Origin of the sequence: Pedobacter boryungensis (assembly GCF_013204825.1) — a bacterium.
Classification (GTDB): Bacteria; Bacteroidota; Bacteroidia; order Sphingobacteriales; family Sphingobacteriaceae; genus Pedobacter; species Pedobacter boryungensis.
The window spans coordinates 1,344,057-1,370,130 of sequence record NZ_JABMKV010000001.1; the positions used below are offsets into that span (position 1 = coordinate 1,344,057).

21 protein-coding genes are annotated in these 26,074 nt (G+C 34.4%); 11 read left to right on the top strand and 10 right to left on the bottom strand.

Annotated elements, in window-relative coordinates; translation table 11 throughout:
* Positions 1-99: 99 nt before the first annotated feature.
* Positions 100-1,305, top strand: a complete 1,206-nt coding sequence (locus HQN85_RS05855) for a sensor histidine kinase (RefSeq protein ID WP_173269881.1) — start codon at positions 100-102, stop codon at positions 1,303-1,305.
* Here the strand turns inward: HQN85_RS05855 and HQN85_RS05860 are convergent.
* Positions 1,302-2,750: an ATP-dependent DNA helicase gene (locus tag HQN85_RS05860; protein WP_173269884.1), complete on the bottom strand. Its 1,449-nt coding sequence runs from the start codon at positions 2,748-2,750 to the stop codon at positions 1,302-1,304. The two genes, HQN85_RS05855 and HQN85_RS05860, sit on opposite strands and share 4 nt — an antisense overlap.
* A gap of 52 nt (positions 2,751-2,802) precedes the next feature.
* Here HQN85_RS05860 and HQN85_RS05865 point away from each other — a divergent pair, with 52 nt between their 5' ends.
* The 3 genes from HQN85_RS05865 to coaD all read left to right on the top strand — a co-directional run bounded on the left by HQN85_RS05865 (position 2,803) and on the right by coaD (position 5,072).
* The gene (locus tag HQN85_RS05865; protein WP_173269887.1) at positions 2,803-3,627 is read left to right on the top strand and encodes a DUF3822 family protein; all 825 of its coding nucleotides are present in this window, start codon (positions 2,803-2,805) and stop codon (positions 3,625-3,627) included.
* Complete coding sequence (locus HQN85_RS05870) at positions 3,618-4,160, top strand: RsmD family RNA methyltransferase (RefSeq protein WP_173269890.1); 543 nt, start codon at positions 3,618-3,620, stop codon at positions 4,158-4,160. Before HQN85_RS05865 ends, HQN85_RS05870 begins: the two co-directional genes overlap by 10 nt.
* A gap of 450 nt (positions 4,161-4,610) precedes the next feature.
* The gene (coaD, locus tag HQN85_RS05875) at positions 4,611-5,072 is read left to right on the top strand and encodes a pantetheine-phosphate adenylyltransferase (RefSeq protein WP_173269893.1); all 462 of its coding nucleotides are present in this window, start codon (positions 4,611-4,613) and stop codon (positions 5,070-5,072) included.
* 6 nt (positions 5,073-5,078) lie between these two features.
* Here the strand turns inward: coaD and HQN85_RS05880 are convergent, their stop codons facing one another.
* Together HQN85_RS05880 and HQN85_RS05885 are read right to left on the bottom strand one after the other, a co-directional pair.
* The gene (locus tag HQN85_RS05880; protein ID WP_173269898.1) at positions 5,079-5,504 is read right to left on the bottom strand and encodes a hypothetical protein; all 426 of its coding nucleotides are present in this window, start codon (positions 5,502-5,504) and stop codon (positions 5,079-5,081) included.
* Positions 5,504-6,115 carry an NUDIX hydrolase gene (locus HQN85_RS05885; RefSeq protein WP_173269901.1) on the bottom strand — a complete coding sequence of 204 codons (612 nt, stop codon included), beginning with the start codon at positions 6,113-6,115 and terminating at the stop codon, positions 5,504-5,506. Before HQN85_RS05885 ends, HQN85_RS05880 begins: the two co-directional genes overlap by 1 nt.
* Here HQN85_RS05885 and pyrE point away from each other — a divergent pair.
* The 4 genes from pyrE (at position 6,114) to clpB (ending at position 12,898) form a co-directional block, all read left to right on the top strand.
* Entirely contained in the window at positions 6,114-6,773 is a 660-nt protein-coding gene (pyrE, locus tag HQN85_RS05890) for an orotate phosphoribosyltransferase (RefSeq protein ID WP_173269903.1), read from the top strand. The two genes, HQN85_RS05885 and pyrE, sit on opposite strands and share 2 nt — an antisense overlap.
* A 20-nt stretch (positions 6,774-6,793) precedes the next feature.
* Positions 6,794-7,192 carry an SRPBCC family protein gene (locus tag HQN85_RS05895; RefSeq protein WP_173269906.1) on the top strand — a complete coding sequence of 133 codons (399 nt, stop codon included), beginning with the start codon at positions 6,794-6,796 and terminating at the stop codon, positions 7,190-7,192.
* 105 nt (positions 7,193-7,297) lie between these two features.
* Positions 7,298-9,955: a glycoside hydrolase family 78 protein gene (locus tag HQN85_RS05900; protein ID WP_173269909.1), complete on the top strand. Its 2,658-nt coding sequence runs from the start codon at positions 7,298-7,300 to the stop codon at positions 9,953-9,955.
* Between the two features lie 348 nt (positions 9,956-10,303).
* Positions 10,304-12,898 carry an ATP-dependent chaperone ClpB gene (clpB, locus tag HQN85_RS05905; protein ID WP_173269912.1) on the top strand — a complete coding sequence of 865 codons (2,595 nt, stop codon included), beginning with the start codon at positions 10,304-10,306 and terminating at the stop codon, positions 12,896-12,898.
* Between the two features lie 181 nt (positions 12,899-13,079).
* On the opposite strand, the gene HQN85_RS05910 is transcribed toward clpB, so the two are convergent.
* Together HQN85_RS05910 and HQN85_RS05915 are read right to left on the bottom strand one after the other, a co-directional pair.
* Positions 13,080-14,735, bottom strand: a complete 1,656-nt coding sequence (locus HQN85_RS05910) for a M28 family metallopeptidase (RefSeq protein ID WP_173269914.1) — start codon at positions 14,733-14,735, stop codon at positions 13,080-13,082.
* An 88-nt stretch (positions 14,736-14,823) separates the two neighbouring features.
* The gene (locus tag HQN85_RS05915) at positions 14,824-17,328 is read right to left on the bottom strand and encodes a S9 family peptidase (protein WP_173269917.1); all 2,505 of its coding nucleotides are present in this window, start codon (positions 17,326-17,328) and stop codon (positions 14,824-14,826) included.
* A 187-nt stretch (positions 17,329-17,515) separates the two neighbouring features.
* On the opposite strand from HQN85_RS05915, the gene HQN85_RS05920 reads away from it, so the two are divergent.
* Positions 17,516-18,394: a polysaccharide deacetylase family protein gene (locus HQN85_RS05920; RefSeq protein WP_173269920.1), complete on the top strand. Its 879-nt coding sequence runs from the start codon at positions 17,516-17,518 to the stop codon at positions 18,392-18,394.
* A gap of 64 nt (positions 18,395-18,458) precedes the next feature.
* Here the strand turns inward: HQN85_RS05920 and HQN85_RS05925 are convergent, their stop codons facing one another.
* The 3 genes from HQN85_RS05925 to HQN85_RS05935 all read right to left on the bottom strand — a co-directional run bounded on the left by HQN85_RS05925 (position 18,459) and on the right by HQN85_RS05935 (position 20,220).
* Positions 18,459-18,911, bottom strand: a complete 453-nt coding sequence (locus HQN85_RS05925) for a 3-oxoacyl-ACP synthase (protein WP_173269923.1) — start codon at positions 18,909-18,911, stop codon at positions 18,459-18,461.
* Between the two features lie 90 nt (positions 18,912-19,001).
* Positions 19,002-19,580: a nitroreductase family protein gene (locus tag HQN85_RS05930; protein WP_173269926.1), complete on the bottom strand. Its 579-nt coding sequence runs from the start codon at positions 19,578-19,580 to the stop codon at positions 19,002-19,004.
* Between the two features lie 70 nt (positions 19,581-19,650).
* Positions 19,651-20,220 (bottom strand): hypothetical protein, encoded by a 570-nt coding sequence (locus HQN85_RS05935; RefSeq protein WP_173269930.1) that lies wholly within the window; start codon positions 20,218-20,220, stop codon positions 19,651-19,653.
* 93 nt (positions 20,221-20,313) lie between these two features.
* Between HQN85_RS05935 and HQN85_RS05940 the strand changes: the two genes are divergently transcribed.
* Entirely contained in the window at positions 20,314-21,936 is a 1,623-nt protein-coding gene (locus HQN85_RS05940) for an ABC-F family ATP-binding cassette domain-containing protein (protein WP_173269932.1), read from the top strand.
* Positions 21,937-22,226: 290 nt separating this feature from the next.
* On the opposite strand, the gene HQN85_RS05945 is transcribed toward HQN85_RS05940, so the two are convergent.
* Positions 22,227-22,730: an FKBP-type peptidyl-prolyl cis-trans isomerase gene (locus HQN85_RS05945; RefSeq protein WP_173269935.1), complete on the bottom strand. Its 504-nt coding sequence runs from the start codon at positions 22,728-22,730 to the stop codon at positions 22,227-22,229.
* 10 nt (positions 22,731-22,740) lie between these two features.
* Positions 22,741-24,750 carry a thioredoxin domain-containing protein gene (locus HQN85_RS05950; protein ID WP_173269938.1) on the bottom strand — a complete coding sequence of 670 codons (2,010 nt, stop codon included), beginning with the start codon at positions 24,748-24,750 and terminating at the stop codon, positions 22,741-22,743.
* Between the two features lie 121 nt (positions 24,751-24,871).
* On the opposite strand from HQN85_RS05950, the gene HQN85_RS05955 reads away from it, so the two are divergent.
* Positions 24,872-25,969 (top strand): mandelate racemase/muconate lactonizing enzyme family protein, encoded by a 1,098-nt coding sequence (locus HQN85_RS05955; protein WP_173269941.1) that lies wholly within the window; start codon positions 24,872-24,874, stop codon positions 25,967-25,969.
* Positions 25,970-26,074: the final 105 nt, after the last annotated feature.

Here is a 26,074-nt window from a genome sequence, read left to right on the forward strand (position 1 = left end):
TTGTTCAAGCTATATACTTATAAAACACCTGCCAAATTTAAGGCAGCGTTTAGAGAATTTTACATCACTACCAACCTTAAGCAAGTTAAGATACTTAGCATGGCAATCTTAGCAATAGCTGTTTCCACAAGAATTATTGGGCTTATTTATTATGAAGAAGCAATTAAAATCACTAGATACTCTCAATACTCCCTTGGAAATTGGATTCAAATAACCGGCTCTGCCATATTTTTAACTTTAAGCCGAATTGCACTGAAATCTCCAAAATGGAGTGTTATAAGTAAAAAAATCCTGTCCCTATTCTTTATTGCATTTATACTTTTAATCTCTTTCGGGGTGAGTTATGTCGTATCGAGCTACAATGCAAAAAACAATTTGACCATGTTTATGATAGGTATTGTAACTGTAAGCCTATTTTTTGCCATAGAATATAAAGAGATTAGCTTTCTTGCAGCTTTTGTAGTTCTTATCTTTGTGTTAGGTATGGTGATTCCAAAAATCACCATTCAAGATAAGATGATGAATGTGTTTGCCGCAATGACATTAGGTTTTATGCTAATTGGCTTTGCCCGATATAGTTATTATTTCAAATCGGATCACTTTGTAAAAATTAAGGAGCTAGAGGAAAAGAATATAGAAATTGAGCATTTAAGTACGCAAAAAGAAGAAATTCTTGCATTTGTAGCACACGATTTGAGAAATCCTTTAAATAATATAGAAGCGTTAAGTGGATTTTTATTGTTGGAAAATGAAGATAGCAACGAAGCAGAAATGATTTCAACTGCCGCTAAACAGGCAAAAGAAATTATCAATGATTTAATTGAAACCGTAAAAAAAGATCAATCTGATTTAAAAACTGAAAAGCAAGATATTAGTTCTTTTTTAAATAAAGTTGTACAGAAATGGAAGGCAAATAGTAAGAGAACATTTTTATTTATAGCTAACGATATTAAAGCTGATGTTTATTTAAATACTTCGAAACTTGAACGAGTAATAGATAATTTAATTAGTAACGGATTAAAGTTTTCTGCTGAAGATAAACCAATCGAAATCTCGTTAACTGAGCATGAAAACAAGGTTGCTATCGTAGTGAAAGATTTCGGAATTGGAATTCCAGAAGACTTGAAAAAACATATTTTTCAACAATTTTCTAAAGCAGGCCGACAAGGTTTGCAAGGTGAAAAATCTATTGGTTTAGGTTTACATATTTCTAAGCGGATTGTTGAACAACATGCTGGAAAACTATCAATAGACAGCAAAGAAAATGAAGGCACTGCTTTTACAATTCTTTTGCCTTTGGCTTAATATTCTGCTTGACTTGTAGCAAACAAGTTTTGCGAAAAGTTCACTAAAAACAATTCCTTTTTAGCACGGGTTAATGCAGTGTATAACCATCGTAAAAAATCAAGATCTATCATTTCATCTGTTAAATATCCTTGATCTACAAAAACGGCATCCCATTGTCCACCTTGCGCCTTATGACAGGTTACTGCATACGCAAACTTGATCTGTAAAGCATTGTAATATGGATCAACTTTAATTGCCTCCATTTTATCTCGCTTACTATTTAAATGACTATAATCTTCCATTAATCCATCAAAAAGCTGTTTACTCTTTTCGTAAGGAAGATTTGGCGTCTCGGCCTGTATGGTATCTAAAATTACTTTACAGGAAATTAACCCAGCATCTGGAAAATCTAAAAATTCCAATTGAACTTCAGCAAAGCGTAAACCATACCGCTCCTCCTCTCTCCTCACTCTAACCACTTTCGCCATATCGCCATTTGCAATAAATGCAGTTTCAGGATTATCTGGCAGCCAAAAATAATTATTACGCACTACCATAATTTGGTCGCCACCACTTAATTCCTCATCTCTATACAACAATCTCGCTCTAATCTGATTATTGTACACATTTGCAGATTTATTAGAACGACAAACCACCAATGAATTTTCAATACCAAACTTACTATAAGCATATTCTAAACCCTCTACCAACTTTACTCCAGTCATGCTAAAAATATCCTTATAGCTTTTTGTAATAAATTTTGGCAGCACTATTTCATCGTCTTCATAATTATTAATCAATTGACGCAGCATAGTCGCATTAGCTAAAATGCCCGATTTTTTTTCTTGTCGTACCACCTCTTTCAATTCAACAGAAGTAACTTTTAAATTAAAATTATCGATCAGGTATTTTTCGTTTAAAGCAGGACTATCTATGCTGCCAACTGGCGGAAGCTGAGCTGTATCTCCAACAAATAATAAAGAACAGTTCTTATCCTTTCCAGTTGGGGCGGGTTGATACACAAATTCAATTAAATCCTTTAAAAACGAAGAACCATTTTGCGGATTCCATTCATCGGCTATCATGGAAGCTTCATCAACAATAAAAAGAGTATGCTCCACTAAATTTGGTGCAAGTTGGAAAGCCATTTCGGTAGAAACGGCACTGCGTTTTCTATAAATCTTTTTATGAATAGTTAGCGCTCTTTTATTGGTATAATTACTAATTACTTTCGCAGCCCTACCAGTGGGTGCCAACAAAACCACTTTTAACTTAAATTGAGGTAAAGATTTAACCAATGCCGCTACCGAAGTCGTTTTGCCCGTACCTGCATAACCTCTTAAAATAAAACACTTATTCGTTTCATTTTTCATTAAAAAAGACGTTGCTTTAGCACAGAAAACCAATTGTTCTTCGGTAGGCTGAAACGGATACGACTGGGCAATGATATTGGCTTTATCCATTTAGCAAAGATGCAATGGTAATGTTATAGAAAAAAGTTATTTTTGCCAACACATGAACAATAACAACAGTATCTTATTAATAGACCCTACATTTGATCCAGCTACAGCTTCGGCATGTAACTTGTTAATAAAAGTAGGCTTAGATAGTTTTTCTTATGCTATCCTCAATAAAGAAACTAATCAAGTTAGTGCTGTTTTTGATGAACAAGAATGCGAAAATGGTGCTCAAAAGTTTGCTGAGCGTTTAAAAACCGATCCATATTTAACCTTACCGTATCAACTGGTTAAAGTTGCCGTTCATACTCAAAATACCATTGCTGTTCCAAACGATTTATTTAACGAAAATAGCTTAACTGCACACAGTCAGTATTTTATAGAAGAACCTGTCGGAGAAATATATACTCAAACTCAATCCCATTTTGGTTTTATAACCATTTTTGCCTTACCAAAAACTACTAATGAGCTTTTAACTAGTTTTACTGAGGGAAGGAAATGTTCACATCAGGCTGGTTTATTGGCATTAGCCGAAAAGCTAAATGGAACTGTGCTAATTCTAGATTTTTCTGTCGGATCTTTTAATGCACTGTATATTCAAAATCAACAAGTTATTTTTCAGCAATGCTATGAAATAGCAAACCTAGATGAGTTTAATTATTATCTCTTATTAATGATTAACCAATTGAGTATCGACACAAAAGAAACTAATTTGCAATTGGCAGGGATTATTCATGAAGGTGATGACAGATACAATTGCTTATTAAAATATTTTAGTGAGGTTGCTTTTATGGCAACGACCACTGATCTCGATCAACAGGTATTAGAGGATATGCCAGCACATTATTACAGTAGTTTATTAGCTCTAGATCAATGCGTATAATTGGCGGAAAATTAAAAGGCAGACAATTTAATGCACCTGCAAATTTGCCTGTCCGCCCAACAACAGATATGGCAAAAGAGGCTTTATTCAACATCCTTTACAATACTTACGATTTTGAGGAATGCGACGTCTTGGATCTTTTTAGTGGAACAGGAAGCATTTGTATTGAGTTTGCATCTAGAGGAATAAAGCATGTAAGAGCAGTTGATAAGCATCCTGGCTGTGTAGCTTGGATAAAATCTGTAGCTGAAAAATTCGACTTAACTCAAATTGAACCTCAAAAAGCGGACACATTTAAGTTTCTAGAACAGGATACACATCAGTACCACATCATTTTTGCTGATCCGCCTTACGATTTGCCGAATATCCCAACCATTCCTCAATTAGTTTTAAAAAATAATTTACTAACAGATAATGGAGTTTTAATTGTAGAACATCCCCCCTTTTTAAAATTAAACTTACAACCTGGTTTTACCGAAGTACGTAAATACGGAAATTCTTCCTTTAGCTTTTTCGAGAAAACTAAACAATAAGCACATTAATGTAAACGTCATTACGAGCAAGCTTAAAACATTATAAATTAACCCTTCGTTGTAAGATTGCTTCGTGCCTCGCAATGATGCAAAACTTCAGCTTCTTAGCATACTTTTGCCTTTATTAAAAGATTTACTACCCATTAACTTAAAGTTAATTTCTGAAGTGAATTGCCTTGTAATTGGATACATTTTCGAGGTGGTTTTACAGGGTGCTAACAAGGTGATAACAGGGTGGTAACAGGGTGATGTCAGGGTTGATGACATAGTTAACTATAAGTTAAATGCTGGTAAGCATTTTTGCTACAACTTAGCCACTAACTAACATTCAGTATTTATTTAACCTATTCATCTAAGCAGTAAATTTTGTTGAATAACAAAGCTAGTCCCCATTCTGCTTTAGTCTTTCAGCTTAAACTTATATATTTACTGCATCGAAAAAACAGAAAAATGAAAATTGCATTATTTCCAGGTTCATTTGACCCAATTACTATTGCTCACGTAGATATTTTAAAACGAGCTTTACCTCTATTTGATAGAATTGTAGTTGGTATTGGTTTAAACAGTTCGAAGCAAAATTTTCTTTCGGCCGAAAAAAGAGAAGAAATGGTACGTACCATCTTTGTAAACAATCCAAATGTTGATGTTCAATTGTATGAAGGTTTAACAGTAGATTTTTGTCGGAAAATAAATGCAAAATATATGGTTCGAGGCATTCGTTCTGCTTCAGATTTTGAATACGAAAGAGCAATAGCTCAAATCAATCAAACAATGATGCCCGACGTAGAAACCATTCTTTTATTAAGCAAACCAGAATATTCAGCAATTAGCTCAACAATTGTTCGAGATATTTTGAGAAATAATGGAGATGTAAGTCCTTTTGTACCTAAAGAAGCACTTAATTTCCTTTAATCAGCGTTATTCTAAAATAAACATTACATACACATAACCAGTTTGATAAGAAACCGGGGCTTTATATTTTAACTGATTTTTTGTTAATTCTAGAACTTCACACTTTATACCATCTATTATCAATTCTTTTGTTTGCTTATTATAGCTAAAGCTCAACGTTCTAGTTTCGCTCTCATTCAATGTACATTTCGCATTGCCAGTATACATTATTAAGTTGCCATCCCTTTTAAATTGCAAAGTGTTATCTTTCTCACAATCTGCTAAAACATTAAAAGGAACACTTATCGAGGTGCCATTTGTTGATGGGTTTTTATCAACAAGACTATATTTCCAGGTTTTACCTGTTAAAATGTCTAATGGGTCTTCTTTTTCTTCTTTTTTGCAACCTGTAAATACAAGTACTACAAACAATAAATAAATGCAATGTTTCATTAAACTAATTTTTCTGCTTTCAACACATCCAATATTAACGGATAAGTATTTTTAATTTTCTCTTTAACGCCTAATGGTGCAACCCACGATGCAGTGGTAATTCCTTCCTCTTTCTGAGGAATTAATTTTGGTACTCCTTTCACAAACATTTTATACCAATTGGTTCGTTTTAAAATTACCTTTCCACCTAATTCATACACATGATAAGTTTTGCATAAACGTTCTTCGCGTTTTTCTATTTTCACACCGCACTCCTCTTCAACTTCTCGAACTGCAGTAACTTTTATTTTTTCGCCTTTTTCTACCTTGCCTTTTGGCAAATCCCACTTCTTATTTCTAAAAATAAATAAAAATTCGCCTTGAGCATTTTCTACCAAACCACCTGCAGCCTTAATTATCGTCAGCTTTTTTTTGATTGATTTTAGCAACTCTTTAGGCGTCTTGGTAATCAGCATATAATGCTTTTGCTTACTTTTTTTTAAATTTCTATAAAATGTTACAAAATCAAAATCCTCTGTGTCAAGCTGTTGAATTTTCTCCAATTGTTTGGGCACTGTAACACCTATAAACAAAGTATTATCGTTAATATAAATTCTGTATTTTTGAGCCATGTATAATAAAAGTGATATTGAATTAAAGGTAGCTGAATTTTTATTACAAATTAAAGCAATTAAATTGCAACCTAACAATCCATTTACATGGGCGTCTGGTTGGAAATCCCCAATTTACTGTGATAACCGCATTACTTTATCACATCCATCTGTTAGAACATACATTCGTCAGAAATTAGCACAGCTAATACAAGAAGAATATGGAGCTGTTGATGTAATTGCTGGAGTAGCCACTGCAGGTATTCCACAAGGTGTTTTAGTAGCACAAGAATTAGGTTTACCATTTATTTATGTGAGATCTAAAGCAAAAGAACATGGTACCGGAAGTTTAATTGAAGGAGAAATTGTAGAAGGGCAGCGTGTTGTGGTAATTGAAGATTTAATTTCGACAGGCAAAAGCAGTTTACAAGCTGTAGATGCTTTACGTGACGCAGGTTTATCTGTTGCAGGTTTAGTTGCGATTTTTACATATGGATTTGATCATGCAGATGAAAATTTTGCAAATGCTAAATGTCGCTATTCTACGTTATCAAATTATTCTACATTAATTCAGTATGCTGCAGAACACAGTTTTATAGCACAAAATGATATAGATTTATTAAATAAATGGCGTGAAGCTCCTTCTGAATGGGGAAGAGATGCCGTTGTAAATTCTTAATTTAATTTAAAATACGTTGTATGACCATTATAGAAAGTACTGTTGAGATAAATCTTCCAATTGATAAGGTTTATATTTTTTTGGAAGATTTGAATAACCATAAGCAGTTAATGCCTGAAAATATATACAATTGGTCTTCTACAGCAGATGAAGCTAGTTTTACTATTCAAAATATGGCAAAATTGGCCATTAAGATTGCTAGTCGCGTACCAAATAGTGAAATTATCGCTATTCCAACCGAAAAACCACCTTTTGATGTGGAATTAAAATGGACTGTTACCCCAAATGATAACGGTGGTACGACTGCAAAACATATTATTTCTGCAGATTTAAATATGATGATGAAAATGTTGGCCGCTGGCCCACTTCAAAAATTAGCTGATCATCAAACACAAAAATTAAAAGAGATTTTAGGATAATTCATTCTGAGTTTTTTAAATAAGATCAAAACACTTTTATTAATTTAAAAGTGTTTTTTTATGCCTTAAAATTTAATTATATCTTAGGTAGATAATCCAGGTCGAATGAAATTGTCCAAAGTTTTCAGAATTTCTATTGTTCTTCTATGCACCGTTACTTCCTTAAATAGTTTTGGTCAAACCCTTGCTAACTTAAAAACAGAATATCTAATCAATCCAATTGGGTTAGATAATCCAAATCCTCGTTTTACTTGGCAAATGGCTGATGCTAGAAAAGGAGCAAAACAAACTGCTTTTCGAATAATGGTAAGTACAGATTCTGTTGCTTTGTTACAAGAGAAATCCAATCAATGGAATACAGGGTGGTTACAAACCAGCACTTGCTTAAGAGCTTACTCGGGCCCGTTATTAAAACCTTTTACTACATATTTTTGGCGTGTAGATGTTGTTAATGATGCAAAAATCACTCGCACTAAAATAGCTAGTTTTGAAATGGGTATGATGAATCCAGCTAATTGGAAAGGTGCATGGATATCTGATAATGAAAATGTTAAACTTAAACCTGCACCCTATTTCCGTACAACTTTTGAAACCAAAAAAGAAGTTAAATCTGCTCGTGCTTATATTGCCGCGGGCGGATTATATGAGCTTTCCCTAAATGGTGAAAAAGTGGGAAACCATAGAATGGATCCAATGTATACACGTTATGATAGAAGAACGTTATATGTTACTTACGATGTTACTCAACAACTTAAGGCAGGAAAAAATGCTATTGGTGTATTATTAGGAAATGGTTGGTACAATCATCAATCTACTGCAGTTTGGGATTTTGATAAAGCTCCTTGGCGTAATAGACCAACTTTTTGTCTAGATTTGAAAATCACCTATACAGACGGAACAACAGAAACCATCACCTCTGGAAAGAATTGGAAAACAGCATTAAGTCCGATAATTTTTAACAGTATTTACACCGCTGAACATTATGACGCGAGATTAGAACTTAATGGTTGGAACACGATTAATTTTGATGACACCAAATGGAAAAACGTAATTTATCGCTCTGCTCCTTCTCCTAACATTGTAGCACAGGCGTTGCAGCCCATTAGAAATGTAGAGGAGATTACTGCTAAGAGCATTAAGAAATTTAACGACACGACCTATCTATTTGATTTAGGTAGAAATATTTCTGGCGTCAGTAAAATTAAACTAAGTGGACCTGAGGGAACTGTGATTAGGTTAAAACATACTGAACGTTTGTATGCAAATGGTAGAGCCGATATGTCTAACATCGATGTACATTATCGCCCTACTGACGACAAGGATCCTTTTCAAACTGATATTTTAATTTTACATGGTAAAGGCGAAGAAAGCTTCATGCCTCATTTCAATTATAAAGGTTTTCAATATGTTGAAGTCACTTCAAGTAAACCAATTGAATTAAAAAAAGAAGATTTAGTTGGGTATTTTATGCATAGCGATGTTCCTGTAGTAGGCAGCATTAAAGCATCAGATCCTTTGATTGACAAAATATATTACGCTACAAATAACTCTTATTTATCCAATCTATTTGGCTATCCAACTGATTGTCCGCAACGAGAAAAAAATGGTTGGACAGGTGATGCAGCCATAGCTATAGAAACTGGCCTATATGGTTTTGATGGGATTACCATTTATGAGAAATGGTTAGCCGATCATAGAGATGAACAGCAGCCTAATGGGGTTTTGCCTTCCATTATTCCGACCGATGGTTGGGGTTATGAATGGGGAAATGGACCAGATTGGACTAGCACAATCGCAATTATTCCTTGGAATATTTACCGATTTTATGGAGATACCAAGATTTTGAAAGATAACTATGAGCATATGCGCAAGTATGTTAATCATATTGATGAAACTTACCCTACGGACATAACGACTTGGGGTTTGGGTGATTGGGTTCCTGTTAAATCTGTTTCGCCTGTAGCGCTAACTTCTACATGCTACTACTATGCTGATGTGGTGATTTTAGCAAAAACAGCAAAAATATTGGGGAAAGAAGATGATTTTAAAAAGTATATGGATCTGGCTGCTAAAATAAAGACAGCCTTTAACACCAAATATTTAAATCAAACTACTGGCATTTATAATACTGGTTTGCAAACAGAATTAAGTGTCCCTTTATTTTGGGGTATTGTTCCAGATGAAATGAAAGCTAAAGTAGCAGAAAATCTCGCCAAGCGTGTGGAAGCAGATGGTTTTCACTTAGATGTTGGATTACTGGGAACTAAAGCAATTTTAAATGCTTTAAGTGAGAATGGATATGCTGATGTTGCTTATAGAGTTGCTGCTCAAAAAACTTTCCCAAGTTGGGGTTGGTGGATTGCAAATGGAGCAACTACGCTTTATGAAAATTGGCCAATTGATGCTAAATCTGATATTTCGATGAATCACATTATGTTTGGAGAAATTGGTGCTTGGTTGTATAAAGCACCAGGAGGCATTAAGCCTGACGAAAGCCAGCCTGGGTTTAAAAATGTACTACTTCAACCTTATTTTGTTGAGGGTTTAAACTCTTTTGAAGCTACCCACGATGGTCCGTATGGAAAAATAATTTCCTCTTGGAAAAGGAATGGAAAAGGAATCGAATATAAGGTAACTATTCCTGCAAATTCCTCTGCCACTGTAAAATTGGATAAGGAAAGAAAAACCTATTTAAACGGAAAGCAAATTGCTGGAGGCACTTTTAATTTACCAGCTGGAGAATATTTGATTGAATTGAAATAACACTACTTATCACGTCATTGCGAGGAACGAAGCAATCTTACAACGGTTAATGAATAGGATGCTTTAAATCATTCAAAATTAGTTACTATCTTAATTTTGTTCGTTAACTCTCTCTGTTCGGTTGGCTTTGTTTTACCGACTGAAGCAACTTTACTACGGTTAATGAACAAGATGCTTTATGATTGCTTCGTACATCGCAATGACGAGTACTAATTATAAATAAGACAATTTTTCAGCACAAACGACTTATTTACAGTCATTTAGTCATTTCATATTAATCCATACAGACAAAATTTCCGATTAGCGAAGCAAAATGCATATGGCATTTGTTTTGAATAAAAGAGGAATATGAACTTCAACAACTTTACTATCAAAGCACAAGAGGCAATTCAAAAAGCTTCTGAAATAGCGCAGGGCAATCAGCAACAGGCTATTGAAACTGCACACATCTTAAAAGGTTTGCTAACTGTTGATGAAAACGTGGTTTCTTATGTGCTGAAGAAACTAAATGTGAACCTAAATACGGTTGAGCAAAACTTAACCGCAGCGATAGAAAAACTACCGAAAGTGACTGGTGGAGATGTTTATTTGTCATCTTACGCCAATTCTGCTTTACAAAAAGCAACATCTTATTTAAAGGAATTTAAGGATGACTTTGTATCCGTTGAGCATTTATTATTAGGGCTATTAGCGGTAAACGATTCTACATCTAAGCTTTTAAAAGAACAAGGTGTAAATGAAAAAGACTTGAAACAAGCTATTGTTTCTTTACGTGGGGATAATAGAGTAACGGATCAAAATGCAGAGGCAACGTATCAAGCATTGAATAAATATGCACGAAATTTAAATGAATACGCCGAAAGCGGAAAATTAGACCCTGTTATTGGTCGTGATGAAGAAATTCGTCGTGTTATTCAGATTTTATCTCGTAGAACGAAAAACAATCCGATACTAATTGGCGAGCCAGGTGTGGGTAAAACTGCCATTGCTGAAGGTATTGCGTTCAGAATTATAAAAGGCGACGTACCGGAAAACTTAAAAAGCAAAACGGTTTATTCATTAGATATGGGTGCTTTAATTGCCGGTGCAAAGTACAAAGGTGAGTTTGAAGAGCGATTAAAAGCCGTGGTTAAAGAGGTAACACAGAGCGATGGGGACATCATTTTATTTATTGATGAGATACATACATTGGTTGGTGCTGGTGGCGGTGAAGGCGCAATGGATGCTGCTAATATTTTAAAACCAGCGTTAGCCAGAGGAGAACTACGTGCCATTGGTGCAACAACTTTAGATGAATATCAGAAGTATTTGGAAAAAGATAAGGCATTAGAACGTCGTTTCCAGAAGGTTATGGTTGATGAACCTGATACACAGGATGCGATTTCAATTTTACGTGGATTAAAAGAGCGTTATGAAACCCACCACAAAGTGAGAATTAAAGACGAAGCGATTATTGCAGCAGTAGAAATGTCTCAGCGTTATATTGCAGATCGTTTTTTACCAGATAAAGCGATTGATTTAATGGACGAGGCTGCGTCGAAATTACGTATGGAAATGGATAGTGTTCCCGAAAACGTAGATGCGCTTGATAGAGAGATTATGCGTTTAGAAATTGAACGTGAGGCCATTAAACGTGAAAAAGACGATAAAAAAGTAAAAGAACTATCTTCAGACATTGCCAACTTATCGGCAGAGCGTGATGAATTAAAAGCAAAATGGCAAGGTGAAAAAGATTTAGTTGATGCCGTAAATACTCAATTAGAGCAAATTGAGCATTATAAATTAGAGGCAGAACAAGCAGAACGTGCTGGTGATTATGGAAAAGTGGCAGAAATCCGTTATGGAAAAATAAAAGAAGCACAAGATAAGGTTGAGCAATTAAAAGTTGATTTAGAAAAACAACAAAGCGATAGCCGAATGCTTAAAGAAGAGGTTACTGCGGATGATATTGCGGGTGTTGTTGCCCGTTGGACTGGTATTCCTGTACTTAAATTGGTGGCTAGTGAGCGTGAGAAATTATTGCATTTGGAGGATGAATTGCACAAACGTGTAGCTGGACAAGATGAGGCAATTGAAGCAATTTCTGATGCAATTCGTAGATCGAGAGCAGGTTTACAAGATAAGCGTAAACCAATTGGGTCGTTTATTTTCTTGGGAACAACTGGTGTTGGTAAAACAGAATTAGCAAAAGCATTAGCAGAATTTCTATTTAACGATGAAAACGCCATGACTAGAATTGATATGAGTGAATATCAAGAAAGACATGCGGTTTCTAGATTAATTGGTGCGCCTCCAGGATATGTTGGTTATGATGAAGGTGGGCAATTGACTGAGGCTGTTCGTAGAAAGCCGTATTCTGTGGTACTGTTAGATGAGATTGAAAAAGCTCACCCAGATGTATTTAATATCTTATTGCAAGTATTGGATGATGGTCGTTTAACGGATAATAAAGGTCGTGTGGTGAACTTTAAGAACACGATTATTATTATGACTTCTAATATTGGTTCTCATTTAATTCAGGATAATTTTAAAAACCTAGATGATGAAAATCGTGATGAAGTAATTGCAAAAACTAAGAATGAACTGTTTGAAGTATTGAAACAAACCATTCGTCCAGAATTTTTAAATAGAATTGACGAGTTGATTATGTTTACTCCTTTACAAAGAAGTGAAATTAGAAATATTGTCAATTTACAATTTAAACATGTTCAGGATACTCTTGCAGAAATGGGAATTACGATTGAAGCAAGCACTGAGGCTTTAGATTGGTTAGCTGAGTTAGGTTATGATCCTCAGTTTGGTGCTAGACCTTTGAAACGTGTCATTCAGAAAAGGATTTTGAATGAGTTATCGAAATCTATTTTAGCTGGAACAGTAGATAAGGATAGTAAAATAAAACTAGATATGTTTGATCACAAGTTTGTGTTTTTGAACGAGAAATAATATTTATTTAATAAAGAAAGCCGCTGATTTGCAGATTTAACTCTGTATCAGCGGCTTTTTTTTAGCTTGTCCTCATTGCGAGGTCCGAAGCAATCCTACAACATGTGAAAAATATATAACAAATCGCTTTAATTGCTTTATACCTCGCAATGACGATTTTGTGGCATTATTATATAAATAACTATTTCATACTCTTTTCTCTAATCGCTTTAAACTCGCTTCCCTCTTTCCAATTAGGAAAAGTTGTTTCATTGCTTAAACGATAACCTACATCAAATAATAATCTTAAATCCTCTACCATTCCTGAGAAATCCCATTTAGTTGGCTCAAAATTATCCGCAGGTGCGTGGTAACGATTTTTTGTATAATCTTCTTTTTGTGTTTTACCCCAAGCTAATCCGTGAGCTACATTATCATCACCAGTTTCTGTATATAGCGCTGGAATTCCCACTTTTGCAAAATTAAAGTGATCCGATCTAAAGTAAAATCCTGCAGATGGATTGGAATCTTTAACCACAACCCTACCTTGTTTTTTAGCAGCTTCTACTAAATAATCCTCTAATTCCGATTGACCCATACCAACTGCGATTATATCTTTAGTTTTTCCACTTGCCGACATTGCATCAATATTGATGTTGGCTACTGTTTTATTTACAGGAACTAATGGATGTGCACCATAATATTCTGAACCCAATAAACCTTGCTCTTCAGCAGTTACCGCTAAAAACAGAATAGAACGCTCAGGTTGTTTTTTAGCTTTTTTAAAGGCATCAGCTAATACTAACAAAGCAGCGGTTCCAGTTGCATTATCTACTGCTCCATTGTAAATCGAATCTCCATTTATCGCCTCACCTTTACCTAAATGATCCCAGTGACCTGAGTAAATGATATATTCATCCGCTCTTTTAGCTCCAGGTAAGATAGCTGCTACATTATGGGAAATGGATTTTTTAATGGTGTTGTTGATAGTTGTTGATACTTTCAATCCTAAATCAACAGGTTTAAATCCTTTTTTACCTGCTTGAACCATTAAATCTTCCGATTTACCAGCCATTTTGAACATTGACTTTGCTACATCTTGGGTAATCCACCCTTCTAATAAAGCTCTAGATTTATTGTCATCGGCTGCAGCTAAATACAGTTTAGATTTAGACCACCCGCTTCTTACCACCGCCCAAGGATAACTTGCTGCTTTATCTTCGTGAATAATAATTACACCTGTTGCACCTTGTCGAGCCGCTTCTTCGAACTTGTAGGTCCAACGCCCGTAATACGTCATTGTTTTACCTTTAAACAAGGTTGAATCTAAAAAGCCCGGATCATTAACCATTACCACAACGGTTTTACCTTTTACATCTAAGCCTTCGTAATCATTCCATTTATATTCAGGAGCAACAATTCCGTAACCTGCAAATACCATTTCTGAGTTTTCTACTTTAACTTGATTGGTTACATGTCGAGTTGCACCTACAAAATCATCCAAATATTTGAGTGAAGTTGAGCTTCCACTTGCTGTTTTAATCGTTAAATCTGTGGGTGTAGATTTAATATCTACCATTGGTACATCTTGAAAATAACTATCGCCATTGGCTGGTTTTAAACCCAATTTCTCAAATTCTCCTTTTAGGTAATTGATGGTTTTGGTTTCACCTTCTGTAAATGGTTTTCTACCTTCAAAATCATCTGAAGCTAAAACTGCAATATGTTTGGAAAAAGCAGTGTCATTTATTGCTTTTAAGGCGACAGAATCGGTTGAAGAATCTGCACTATTTTGTTTTGTTTGACAAGATGCAAAACCCATTGCACCAACAGCCAATATCAATAGTTGTTTTTTCATATTTAAAGATAATAATTTTAGCTTATAAGCAGCAGATGCGCAGATTAAGTAAAATCTGCGCATCTGCTATTCAATTATATGTGTATTTCTACTGTTTTCGTTCTACTTCTCTATCCATTTCTGTAATATTCACATTGCTAGATTGAGAAAAATCTCCTAATAAGTAGTTGTTAAAGTAATCGGCCAAACGCCAAAACATATATTCTGTCATATCGCCAAAACCATGACGTTGACCTGGAACAATCATATAGTCGAAACGTTTACCAGCCTTTATCAATGCGTTTGCTACACGAATGGAGTTAGCAGGGTTTACATTATTATCGACATCACCATGCATTAATAACAAATGCCCCTTTAGGTTTTTCGCCAAATCTGGATTTTTATCAATGGTATATTTGAAGGTGGTATCGCCTTTGGCAGAAACAATTTCCTTTACGCCATGATGTTTTTCACTCCACCAGCGGTTATAAATACTATTATCGTGGTTACCTGCTGCAGAAACAGCAACCTTAAAGAAATCTGGATATACCAACAATGCAGCTGTAGACATGAAACCACCACCAGAATGACCCGTAATTCCTACTCTATTTGCATCAATAAATGAATATTTATCAGCCAATTGCTCAATTGCAGCTTTTTTATCTGCTAAACCGTAATCACGCAAATTACCATAACCATACGTATGATACCATTTTGAACGAGCAGGGTTTCCACCTCTATTTCCAACTGTAATAACAATATAGCCAAACTGTGCTAAACGATCTACTCTATCCATACTACGTCCAAATGATTTATTCACGGCTTCTGTTTGTGGACCTGGATAAACATACTCTATAATTGGATACTTTTTAGTTGGATCGAAATTAAATGGCTTGTACATTACACCATAAATATCGGTTACACCATCGTCCGCTTTAACTTTAAATGGTTCAGGAAATTTGTAACCAGCTGCCATTAATAATGATAAATCAGCTGTTTCTAAATCCATTACTTTATTACCTAAATTATCCAGTAAAACTGATTTAGGAACGGTATTTACTCTCGAGAAATTATCGACAAAGTATTTCGCCTCATCATTCATATTTACCGCATGGTCGAAATCTCCCGCATTTAGTAATTTCATTCCAGTACCGTCGAAATTAATGCGGTATAAATGCAAATAGTATGGGTCTTCTTTTGCTTCTCGCCCATTTGCTGTGAAATAAAGCACACGATTTTTTTGATCGATATTTACGATTCCTTCGCAATGAAATGCACCAGATGTAATTTGATTTTTCAATTTTCCATTCCCATCAAATAGGTAAAAATGACCCCAGCCATCGCGTTCACTCCAGTGAATAACTTCTTTTCCACCATCAATTAAACCAGGACGTTGAACTTCTACATAGGTATTAAAACGTTCATCGATAAGCTGCGTAACGGCTCCTGTTTGAATGTTAATTGTACAGATATCAATGCGTTTTAAATCTCTACTTGTACGCGAGAAATAGAATTTTTCATTATCACCTAACCATATGGATGGACGAAACTCATTGTCTCTATCTTTATTTAAATTCTCTTTGCCCCAACTAGAAATACTTTGATCTTTAAACGCAGTAGTGTTAATGGTTTTATACGTTTTTGCAGCAAAATTAAATAACACAAATTCATCAATTGGAGATTCCTTTTCTCCTGGCATTTGATACTTGTAGGTTTCTAAAGTTGGCCTACCTGGAGCTACACTATTAATCACCCAAAGGTCTTTCACTTTTCTAGAGTCAGTTCTATCTAATACAAAATACTTAGCGTCTGGCGACCATAACACATAAGCTCCACGTCTTTTTTTATCATTTTTAATTACTTCTTCGTTATTTTCTCCATCACCATCGTTCCCATACGAATAGAATTTTACGCCATCCTTTGTAAGTTGATGTTCTACAATTGTACTATCATCTTCATTTTTAACAGCTTTTAGATAATTGGCTTTATCCATCCAATATAAGTTATAGTTACGCGAAAAAATAACAGCAGAAGAATCTGGCGCAACCGAGCCCCATGATGGTTTTGCTTTAGGCTTATCGTAATTCTTAACCTCAGTTAACTTATTAGTTGCTAATTCATAGTTAAAAAAGAAGACTTTCTTTTGCATAGAATCTGCAGCTTTTTTATCTTTTCTATCTTTTTTAACCTCGTCTATTGTACTTTTTATTTCAAAATTGACACTCTTTTCATCTTTCGCGAACTTTAAATTCTCGATTGGCAAATGCTGTGCATCAAAAGGGTCACGAACAATTAGGGTAATTTCTGCTGCCAGTTTTGCATTATCAAAAAGCATTTTTTTACTTCTTGAAGCTGGCTCAACAATATACCATTGCTTTCCATTTGGTGTTTCGAATTGATACCAAAATCTGTTGCTCATCTTTAACCAATGTGGATCGACTGCTGTGGAGTAAATTATCTTTCTCAATTTATTAGGAGAAAAGCGAGATGCTGCCTGATAATTAGCTTTTTCTGGCGTTTGAGTGGTTTCCGTTAAAGAAATGGTTTTAGTTTGGGCAATTACTTGAATGCTCAAAACTGAAAGGAAAAACAAGAGTGAGTAGAGTTTCTTCATTGATGATTATTAAAGAGTAAATAAAAGGCCTAATTTATTTAAAAAGTGCTTTTAAACATCGATTTATTTGTAATAAAACAGATAGAGGTTTTAAATTATTAAACATTGCATAATTTTATCCACACTGTGAGAATTTCTGGTAATAAATCTATCTTGTTTTTATAGTTTTGCACTAAAGTATTACACTATGAAAAAGAATTTTTTATCACTTATTGCAGCTGCATTCATTTTAATGGCTGGTTGCCAATCTAAATCTCAATCTAATGCAGATGCAAGTGCAAAAGATAGTACAGAAGTAGCAACAGCAGATGGTACTACTATAGAAAAAATTGATGTAAGTAAAGTAAAAGTTGCTGATGCTAAAACGATTTTAGAGCGCAAACAAGTTCCGATTTTATGTTACCATCAGGTTCGTAACTGGAAACCTACTGACGGTAAGGTTGGTAAAGATTATATTGTAGAAATCCAAAATTTTAAAGATCAGATGAAAATGTTGGCAGATAGCGGTTATCACACTATTTTGCCAGACCAATTGTATGCGTATTTAAATAATGGTGCTAAATTACCTTCAAAACCAATCATGTTAACTTTTGATGATACAGACATGGATCAGTTTACTGTAGTTAACCCAACGCTTAAAAAATTAGGTTATAAAGCAGTTTATTTTATCATGACTGTTTCTATCGGTAGAAAAGGAAAATTTGTAGACTACATGACAAAAGAGCAAATTAAACAACTTTCTGATGAAGGAAATGTAATTGGAAGTCATACTTATGATCATAAAAACTTCAAAAAATATGCTGGTAAAGACTGGGAAGAACAATTAGATAAACCAACAAAGAAATTAGAAGAAATTACTGGTAAAAAAATGACGGAATTCGCTTATCCTTTTGGCTTATGGAATGCAGAAGGAATACCTGAGTTGAAAAAACGTGGTTTTAGAATGGCTTTTCAATTATCTACAAAACGTGATGAAAAAGATCCATTGTTTACAATTAGAAGAATTATTGCTAGCGGTTATTGGTCTCCAAAAACATTAAGTAATAGCATTAAAAATAGTTTTTAGGACTACTTGTCATTCTGAACGATTGAATAATAGATTTTTCGCTCGCTCAGAATGACAATATTTTTTAAGCCACTTCTTTAATTTGGTATTTCTTTCCGTTAAAATCAAACTCACTACCCTTCTGTTTGCCTAACAATAATTTACCAATTGGAGAAACTGCTGATATTGCAAAAACAGTTTCTTTACCTAAGTGCAACTGACCGGCGCTAATACTCAAATAGAAATTACCCTGATTAGTGTACACTAAACTACCATTACGTGCAGTATCAGAAAAGGGTGCATCTCTCAGCGAGTTTAATACTTTATGATTTTCCTCAGCATCAATTAATAATCGCTTATTGCGATCAATATCTTGTTGCATCATTTCTCGACTAGTTTCATACTTATCGCCAGCGCTACTTTTTGTATCGTCATTACTTGCTTCACGAGCTTGTTGCAAAGCAGTTTCGGCAGTTTGTATACGTTCGTTTATAAAATCTAAACAAAGTTGATATAAGGATGATTTGATTTCTTGCATAGTTTTTGGTTAAGCAAACTAAATATATTAAAATTTAAGTTGCAATACCAGCATTCGAAACAATTGCTAATTTGAAATCTTAAACTAAAACTATTTTTCTAACCACTTTACCTTGTCGGCCATAACAGTTCTATTTGCTTCACGAGGTGTTTCATTATGATAGCCCATATAGAACAGACCGTAACATTTTTCATTCTCAGCAAGACTTAAAAAATCTCCCAAACCGGCAATTAATGGCGGAGAACTCCAATAAGCTCCAATATTTAAAGCTTCGGCAGTTAAAGCTATGTTTTGTACTGCACAAGCTGTTGCTGCAATTTCTTCCCAAGCTGGCAATTTGTCTGGATGAAATTGAATATTTATAGCTAAAATACAATCTGCCTGAGCTGTTTTTTTAGAAAAGCTATCGTACTTTTTCTGCAAGAAATTTTCAGGGGAAACTGTTTCTTTATATAATCGACCTAACTCCGTTCCTAACTTTGCTTTAGCCTCTTTTCTAATCACTACAAAACGCCAAGGCTGAGTTAATTTATGAGTTGGTGCGTAATTTGCACTTTCAAGAACTTGCTCAATAATTGCTACAGGTATTTCTTTTTGAATATAACTATCAGGGAAAATGCTTCTTCTTCCTTTTATAACTTTGGATACGATTTCAAATATATTACTCATGTTAGCAAAAATAGAAGTTTCTGATTGCAGTTGTAGGTATAGATTGTTTTATTGCTTTATTGTTGCAGAGTTACTGAGAACTGTCTGTTTTATTCAATTGCTTTCTAATCTGTTTTACTTTTGCATAAAACGCAATACTTTCTTTATCTACCAAATAATCCATTGTTTGTATCAATTCGTCTTTAATCCAGCTGCGTTTCGAGCTAAAATTGTGTAAGATATTTAAACAATGAGATTTAACAGCTACTGGAACTTTCTCATCAATTAACCAGCTAAAAACTGTTTCAACTAATGCATCAATCTGATAATTATTTATGATTTCCTTTATGGCTAATGGCGCATTTTTCTTAGTGATTAAAGCTAGTATTTTAGTATAATGCCTACGAGCAGAAAGATTATTTTGTTCAGAAAATTTCTTTAGAAAATAATGAGCTTGTGGTAAAAACCGTTCAAAATGATTAGTGTAAATATTTTCTAAAATCCATGCAGCTCTAAAACCTACCTGTTCTTCTTTATGAAAGGTTAAGTCAATTAAATCTTTAACTAAAAATTCATTTTCACTAGCAATATTCGCTAACTTATAAACTTTTGTCTTTTGTAAAGTTGTTTTAATTGCTTCTAAAAGGAAATCGTTTTGCATAACCAAAATTAATAATTCTGATCACATCAATACTACAACCTTATAGCATTTTAGTAATAAATTAACTACCTTTGCACCTTATTTTTCAGCAACATGATTTCAGTTTCTAATCTATCCCTACGTTACGGCAAACGTACTCTTTTTGAAGATGTTAACCTTAAATTTACACCAGGCAATTGCTACGGTGTAATAGGTGCTAATGGCGCAGGTAAATCTACCTTTTTAAAAATTCTGAGTGGCGAAGTGAATCAAACAAGCGGTTCGGTAGCTTTTACTCCTGGAGAGAGAATGGCCGTTTTAAAACAAAATCACTATGAGTTTGATGAAAATACAGTAATTGAGACCGTTATGATGGGCCATAAGGAACTGTACGACATTATGATTGAAAAAGACGCTATTTATTTAAAGGAAGATTTTAGCGATAAAGATGGTGAACGTGCTGGCGAATTAGAAAATCTTTTTGCAGAAAAAGATGGCTGGAATATGGAAAGTAATGCTGCCACTTTATTAAGTAATTTGGGTATCAAAGAAGAGCATCATTATAAATCACTGAAAGAATTAGATGGTAACCAAAAAGTACGCGTACTCTTAGCACAAGCTTTATTTGGCAATCCTGATATCTTATTATTGGATGAGCCTACCAACGATTTGGACATTGATACAATTGCTTGGTTAGAGAATTTCTTGGCAGACTATCAAGCTATTGTATTGGTTGTTTCTCACGATAGGCACTTTTTAGATGCGGTTTGTACGCACATTGTAGATATAGATTTCAGCAAAATGAGTATTTATACTGGAAACTATACTTTCTGGTACGAATCAAGTCAGTTAGCATTAAAACAACGTAGTGATCAGAATAAAAAACTAGAAGAAAAGGTAAAAGAATTACAAGAATTTATTCAACGTTTTAGCGCAAATGCTTCTAAATCAAAGCAAGCAACTTCACGTAAAAAAGCGTTAGATAAAATCGATATTTCTGAAATTAAAGCGTCAAGCAGAAAATACCCTGCTATTTTGTTTAATAATTTAGGTCGCGAAGCTGGAGATCAAATTTTACAAGTAGAAAATTTAAGTAAAACAGCAAATGGCGAAGTTTTATTTACTGGCGTGAACTTCATGGTAAACAAAGGCGATAAAATTGCCATACTTTCTCAAAATAGTTTAGCGACAACTGCATTTTATGATATTTTATCTGGAAGAGATAAAGACTATAAAGGTGACTTTAAATTTGGTGTAACGATTAGCACGGCTGATATTCCGAATGACAACTCAGCATATTTTGAAGGAAAAGACGAAAACTTAGTGGATTGGTTACGTGAATATTCTGGTACCGATGCAGATGAGCAATTTGTAAGAAGCTTTCTTGGTAGAATGCTTTTCTCTGGAGATGAAGTTTTGAAGAATGTAAAAGTGCTTTCTGGAGGCGAGAAAATGCGTTGTATGTTCTCAAGAATGATGTTACAATTGGCAAACCTATTAATGTTTGATGAGCCAACCAATCACTTGGATTTGGAATCAATTACTGCATTAAATAATGGGATGAAAGATTTTAAAGGAACTATTTTATTTACTTCAAGAGATCATGCCTTAACAGAATCAGTTGCTACTAGAATTATTGAGCTCACCCCAAAAGGAAGTATTGATAGAATGATGACTTACGATGATTACATCAATAGTGAAGAAGTAGCGAAATTGAGAGAAGAAATGTACAAATAACATTTATTATATTTAAACGAAGCCTTGATTTAACCATCAGGGCTTTTTTATTAAATGGTATTTTTATCACTATTCATTTTATCAGCATACTTTTTTAGTTTACTCCCGCTGTATTTTCTATTCTTCACATAACTAGACCACCTATATATTCGGTATGCAACTAACGGTACTAGTATGATAAGCAGTACTATAAACTCTATTTTCATAAAATCTTGATTAATTAACCCCCTCACTAAATTACATAAAAAAGCCCCGATAAATATCAGGGCTTTTTATATTATTAAAACTGATTAATGTCCAGAATGACCATCAGCACCATGTGCATGACCATGACTTAATTCATCAGCAGTTGCTTCACGTACCGATAAAATTTTACCAGCAAAAATTAAGTTTTTACCAGCCATAGGGTGGTTTAAATCAACTGAGATATGCTCTTCATGAACGCCAGTTACACCAGCACGAAATTGATTACCTTGATTATCTTGTAAAGGAATAACATCACCAACATTAGGTAGTTCACCAGCTTCTTTAAACATATCGATAGGTAAATCTACATGAGCAGTTGCATCTAATTCACCATAACCATCTGCAGGAGAAAGTTCAAAACTATACTCATCACCAGCTTTTAAGCCAGCTAAATGCTCTTCAAATTTAGGTAACATCATACCTACGCCATATAAAAACACTAATGGCTGTTCTTCATTTGCTTTTTCAACAAAAACTTGCTGACCTTCTGGAGTAGTAGTGTGTAGTTCATAAGTTATAGACACTACTGTGTTCGAATTAATATTCATTCTTATTGGGTTAATTTAATAATTTTACTGCCTCGGCAACCGTATGTACTGGCAGTTGGCAAGTTTTATTTCGGCAAATATAAATCTTTGTTTCTTGGCTTTGCTTATCTTTTAACAAAGGAAGTTCACTTTTTGTTCCTCCTAATGTAATTTTATTAGGAATATAAAAAGTATTCAATTCATTTTTAGCTTCCTGCACATCAAAACCTACTAATGCAATTTCATTTATTCCATAAACTTCATTTAATAATTGAATACACCAATTTGAATAGGCAGAGCCATAAGCTTTGATGCTGGGTAAAACCGAACTTAGCATAGCTGATGCTTTTTCACGATAACTTTCATCGTCATAAAACAAACCTAATTTTTGAAGATTTTGTGCCATAACAGAGTTCGATGCAGGAATTACATTATCCATCACTTCATGTTTACGAGCAATTAGTTTTTCACCATTACCAGCAGTGTAGAAAGACATATCATTTTCTTCGTCTTTGAAATTAGTCAGTACATAATTAGTTAAGGATTTAGCTTCCTCCAGCCATTCGTCGTTAAAATCTACTTCATAAAGCGATATTAAGGCTTCGATCATAAAAGCATAGTCGTCTAAAAATCCAGCAATTGATGCTTTTCCATTTTTATAATTACGATACAAACCCCCATCAGGAGAAACCATATTGTTTAAAATGAATTCAGCAGCCTTCTTAGCTCGATTATAATACAGTTCATCATCCAAAACTTGCGATGAATCTGCCAATGCTTTAATCATCATTGCATTCCATGCAGTTAAACATTTATCATCTAAACCTGGTCGTACTCTTTTACTTCGCTCATCTAGTAATTTGGCTTTTGCTAAGGCTATTTTATCATATAAAGTTTCAGCGTCAATATTATATTTCTGGATAAAATCTTCATCTGCCATTACCCTTCTTAAAATGTTAGTTTGCTCTTCTTCCCAATTTCCTTCTTCAGTTACATTAAAATAATCGCCAATTAATTGTGCATCTTCTCCTACTACTTTATCAAAACCTGATTTATCCCATATATAAAATTTTCCTTCAACTCCTTCGCTGTCGGCATCAAGTGCTGAATAAAAAAGTCCATTATCGTCACTCATTTCTCTAAAAACCCAGTCAATAGTTTCTACTATAATTTGTTTAAACGGTTGGAATTTTAAACATTGATAAGCTTCTGCATATAAACTAATTAACTGCGCATTATCGTACAACATTTTTTCGAAGTGAGGTACATGCCATTTATCATCCACAGCGTATCTTACAAAGCCACCTCCTATTTGATCATAAATGCCGCCCATTGCCATACTTTCTAATGTAGTGCAAACTGCTGTAAAAGAGGCTTCATCTGGTGTTAGAAAGCTATATCGAAGTAAAAAACTCCAATTATTCGGTAAAGGAAATTTTGGTGCTCTGTTATATCCTCCTTCGGTAATATCAAAATGACGTTTCCAAGGTTCTACGATTTCTTCTAGATGGGTTTTATCAAAAACTACATTTTGTATCTGTGGTATAATCTTTTCTGCTTGCGTAATTCCTTCCATCAATCGCCCTGCATAATCTTTAGCTTTTTGCGGTTCTTCTCGCCAAAGCGCAGAAACATTATCTAAAATATTTATCCAATCGTTTTTTCTGAAATAAGTACCACCATAAATAGGTCTTTGATCTGGCAAGCAGATTGCATTTAAGGGCCAACCACCGCTTTGATTCATTAGTTGCACTGCCAACATGTAAACTTGGTCTATATCAGGTCGTTCCTCCCGATCTACTTTTATACACACGAAGTTTTGATTCATTACTTCAGCAACTTCATGATTTTCAAAGCTTTCATGTTCCATTACATGACACCAATGGCAAGCCGAATATCCGATACTTACCAAAATCAATTTATTTTCTCGTTGCGCTTTTTCTAATGCCTCAGCTCCCCATTCATGCCACTCGACAGGATTATAAGCATGTTGCAATAAATATGGTGAAGAAGCATGGATAAGATTGTTAGGTTGTTGCATATAGATCTGAGTAGTGAGAATTGAGACTTGTCTTTCTCAGTCTTGTAAAATTATAAATTATCTATTTAACCAATCAGCTTTAATTATTGTTTTTTACTTTAGCATTCTCAAATCTCATAAAATGAAAATCACACACACCGAAATTTACCGTTTTAGCATACCGATGGAACCTTTTGTAATTGCAACGGGTACGATGCATTTTGCACAAAATGTGTTTATTAGAATTTATACAGATGCAGGTATTTATGGTGTTGGTGAATGTTCTGCTTTTCCGATGATTGTAGGCGAAACTCAAGAAACATGTTTGGCTATGGCTAAAGATTTTGCACAGATTTGGAAGGGGAAAAATCCATTAGAAATACCTGAAAGGATGCAAGATTTATTGGCTTATGCCGATCATAACGCAACTATAAAAAGTGCTTTTGATATGGCGCTGTTTGATATTGCTGCAAAAAATGCAAAACAACCTTTATATCAGTTTTTAGGTGGTCATATAAGAACCATTGAAACTGATATGACCATTGGTATTGATACGCCTGAAGGAATGGCTCAAACTGCATTGAAGTACCAGAAAAATGGTTGTAGAATTATTAAAATAAAGCTAGGAAAAAAAGTAAACGAAGATATTGAACGCGTTAAAAAAATTAGAGCTGCCGTAGGCAATGATATGATTTTGCGTTTAGATGCTAACCAAGGTTGGACTTTTGATGATGCTCTTTTTGCTTTAGGCGAATTGGAATCTGAAAATATTGAGTTTTGCGAGCAACCAATGCGCACTTGGTTTGATGATAAATTACCAGAGCTGGCCATAAACTCCCCTATTAAATTAATGGCCGATGAAAGTTGTTATAATCATCATGATGCCAGAAAATTAATTAATTCAAAGGCTTGTGAATATTTGAACATCAAGTTTGCCAAATCTGGTGGAATTTTAGAAGCGCAAAAAATACACGAAGAAGCTCTACAACATGGTGTAAAATGTATGATTGGAAGTATGCTTGAAAGTAGAATAGCATTAAGTGCCAATTTACATTTCGCTTTAGCTAGTCCCAACGTTGTATTTTTTGATTTAGACACTTGTTTATTAGGACATTTAGTTGATCCTGTTGTTGGTGGATTAACTTATGATGGTTATTTCTTAGCTGTTCCTGATACTGTTGGTATTGGTGCAGACGCAGATGAAGAATTTTTAAAGAAGTGTGAAACCTGGACTGTTTAGTTTTTTCATCGGACTTAAAAACCCGTTCGTCGATAATTACGAAGTTTTCGTATAATACTAGGTAGTAGCATGCAACTTTTTTTGATTGTGGTCGTCTTATTAACA

What these genes read in the sequence shown, in the direction of transcription:
- HQN85_RS05855 (WP_173269881.1), top strand. Translation starts at nt 100, where the DNA reads ATGGCAATCTTAGCAATAGCTGTTTCCACAAGAATTATTGGGCTTATT.
- HQN85_RS05860 (WP_173269884.1), bottom strand. Translation starts at nt 2,750, where the DNA reads ATGGATAAAGCCAATATCATTGCCCAGTCGTATCCGTTTCAGCCTACC.
- HQN85_RS05865 (WP_173269887.1), top strand. Translation starts at nt 2,803, where the DNA reads ATGAACAATAACAACAGTATCTTATTAATAGACCCTACATTTGATCCA.
- HQN85_RS05870 (WP_173269890.1), top strand. Translation starts at nt 3,618, where the DNA reads ATGCGTATAATTGGCGGAAAATTAAAAGGCAGACAATTTAATGCACCT.
- coaD (WP_173269893.1), top strand. Translation starts at nt 4,611, where the DNA reads ATGAAAATTGCATTATTTCCAGGTTCATTTGACCCAATTACTATTGCT.
- HQN85_RS05880 (WP_173269898.1), bottom strand. Translation starts at nt 5,504, where the DNA reads ATGAAACATTGCATTTATTTATTGTTTGTAGTACTTGTATTTACAGGT.
- pyrE (WP_173269903.1), top strand. Translation starts at nt 6,114, where the DNA reads ATGTATAATAAAAGTGATATTGAATTAAAGGTAGCTGAATTTTTATTA.
- HQN85_RS05885 (WP_173269901.1), bottom strand. Translation starts at nt 6,115, where the DNA reads ATGGCTCAAAAATACAGAATTTATATTAACGATAATACTTTGTTTATA.
- HQN85_RS05895 (WP_173269906.1), top strand. Translation starts at nt 6,794, where the DNA reads ATGACCATTATAGAAAGTACTGTTGAGATAAATCTTCCAATTGATAAG.
- HQN85_RS05900 (WP_173269909.1), top strand. Translation starts at nt 7,298, where the DNA reads ATGAAATTGTCCAAAGTTTTCAGAATTTCTATTGTTCTTCTATGCACC.
- clpB (WP_173269912.1), top strand. Translation starts at nt 10,304, where the DNA reads ATGAACTTCAACAACTTTACTATCAAAGCACAAGAGGCAATTCAAAAA.
- HQN85_RS05910 (WP_173269914.1), bottom strand. Translation starts at nt 14,735, where the DNA reads ATGAAAAAACAACTATTGATATTGGCTGTTGGTGCAATGGGTTTTGCA.
- HQN85_RS05915 (WP_173269917.1), bottom strand. Translation starts at nt 17,328, where the DNA reads ATGAAGAAACTCTACTCACTCTTGTTTTTCCTTTCAGTTTTGAGCATT.
- HQN85_RS05920 (WP_173269920.1), top strand. Translation starts at nt 17,516, where the DNA reads ATGAAAAAGAATTTTTTATCACTTATTGCAGCTGCATTCATTTTAATG.
- HQN85_RS05925 (WP_173269923.1), bottom strand. Translation starts at nt 18,911, where the DNA reads ATGCAAGAAATCAAATCATCCTTATATCAACTTTGTTTAGATTTTATA.
- HQN85_RS05930 (WP_173269926.1), bottom strand. Translation starts at nt 19,580, where the DNA reads ATGAGTAATATATTTGAAATCGTATCCAAAGTTATAAAAGGAAGAAGA.
- HQN85_RS05935 (WP_173269930.1), bottom strand. Translation starts at nt 20,220, where the DNA reads ATGCAAAACGATTTCCTTTTAGAAGCAATTAAAACAACTTTACAAAAG.
- HQN85_RS05940 (WP_173269932.1), top strand. Translation starts at nt 20,314, where the DNA reads ATGATTTCAGTTTCTAATCTATCCCTACGTTACGGCAAACGTACTCTT.
- HQN85_RS05945 (WP_173269935.1), bottom strand. Translation starts at nt 22,730, where the DNA reads ATGAATATTAATTCGAACACAGTAGTGTCTATAACTTATGAACTACAC.
- HQN85_RS05950 (WP_173269938.1), bottom strand. Translation starts at nt 24,750, where the DNA reads ATGCAACAACCTAACAATCTTATCCATGCTTCTTCACCATATTTATTG.
- HQN85_RS05955 (WP_173269941.1), top strand. Translation starts at nt 24,872, where the DNA reads ATGAAAATCACACACACCGAAATTTACCGTTTTAGCATACCGATGGAA.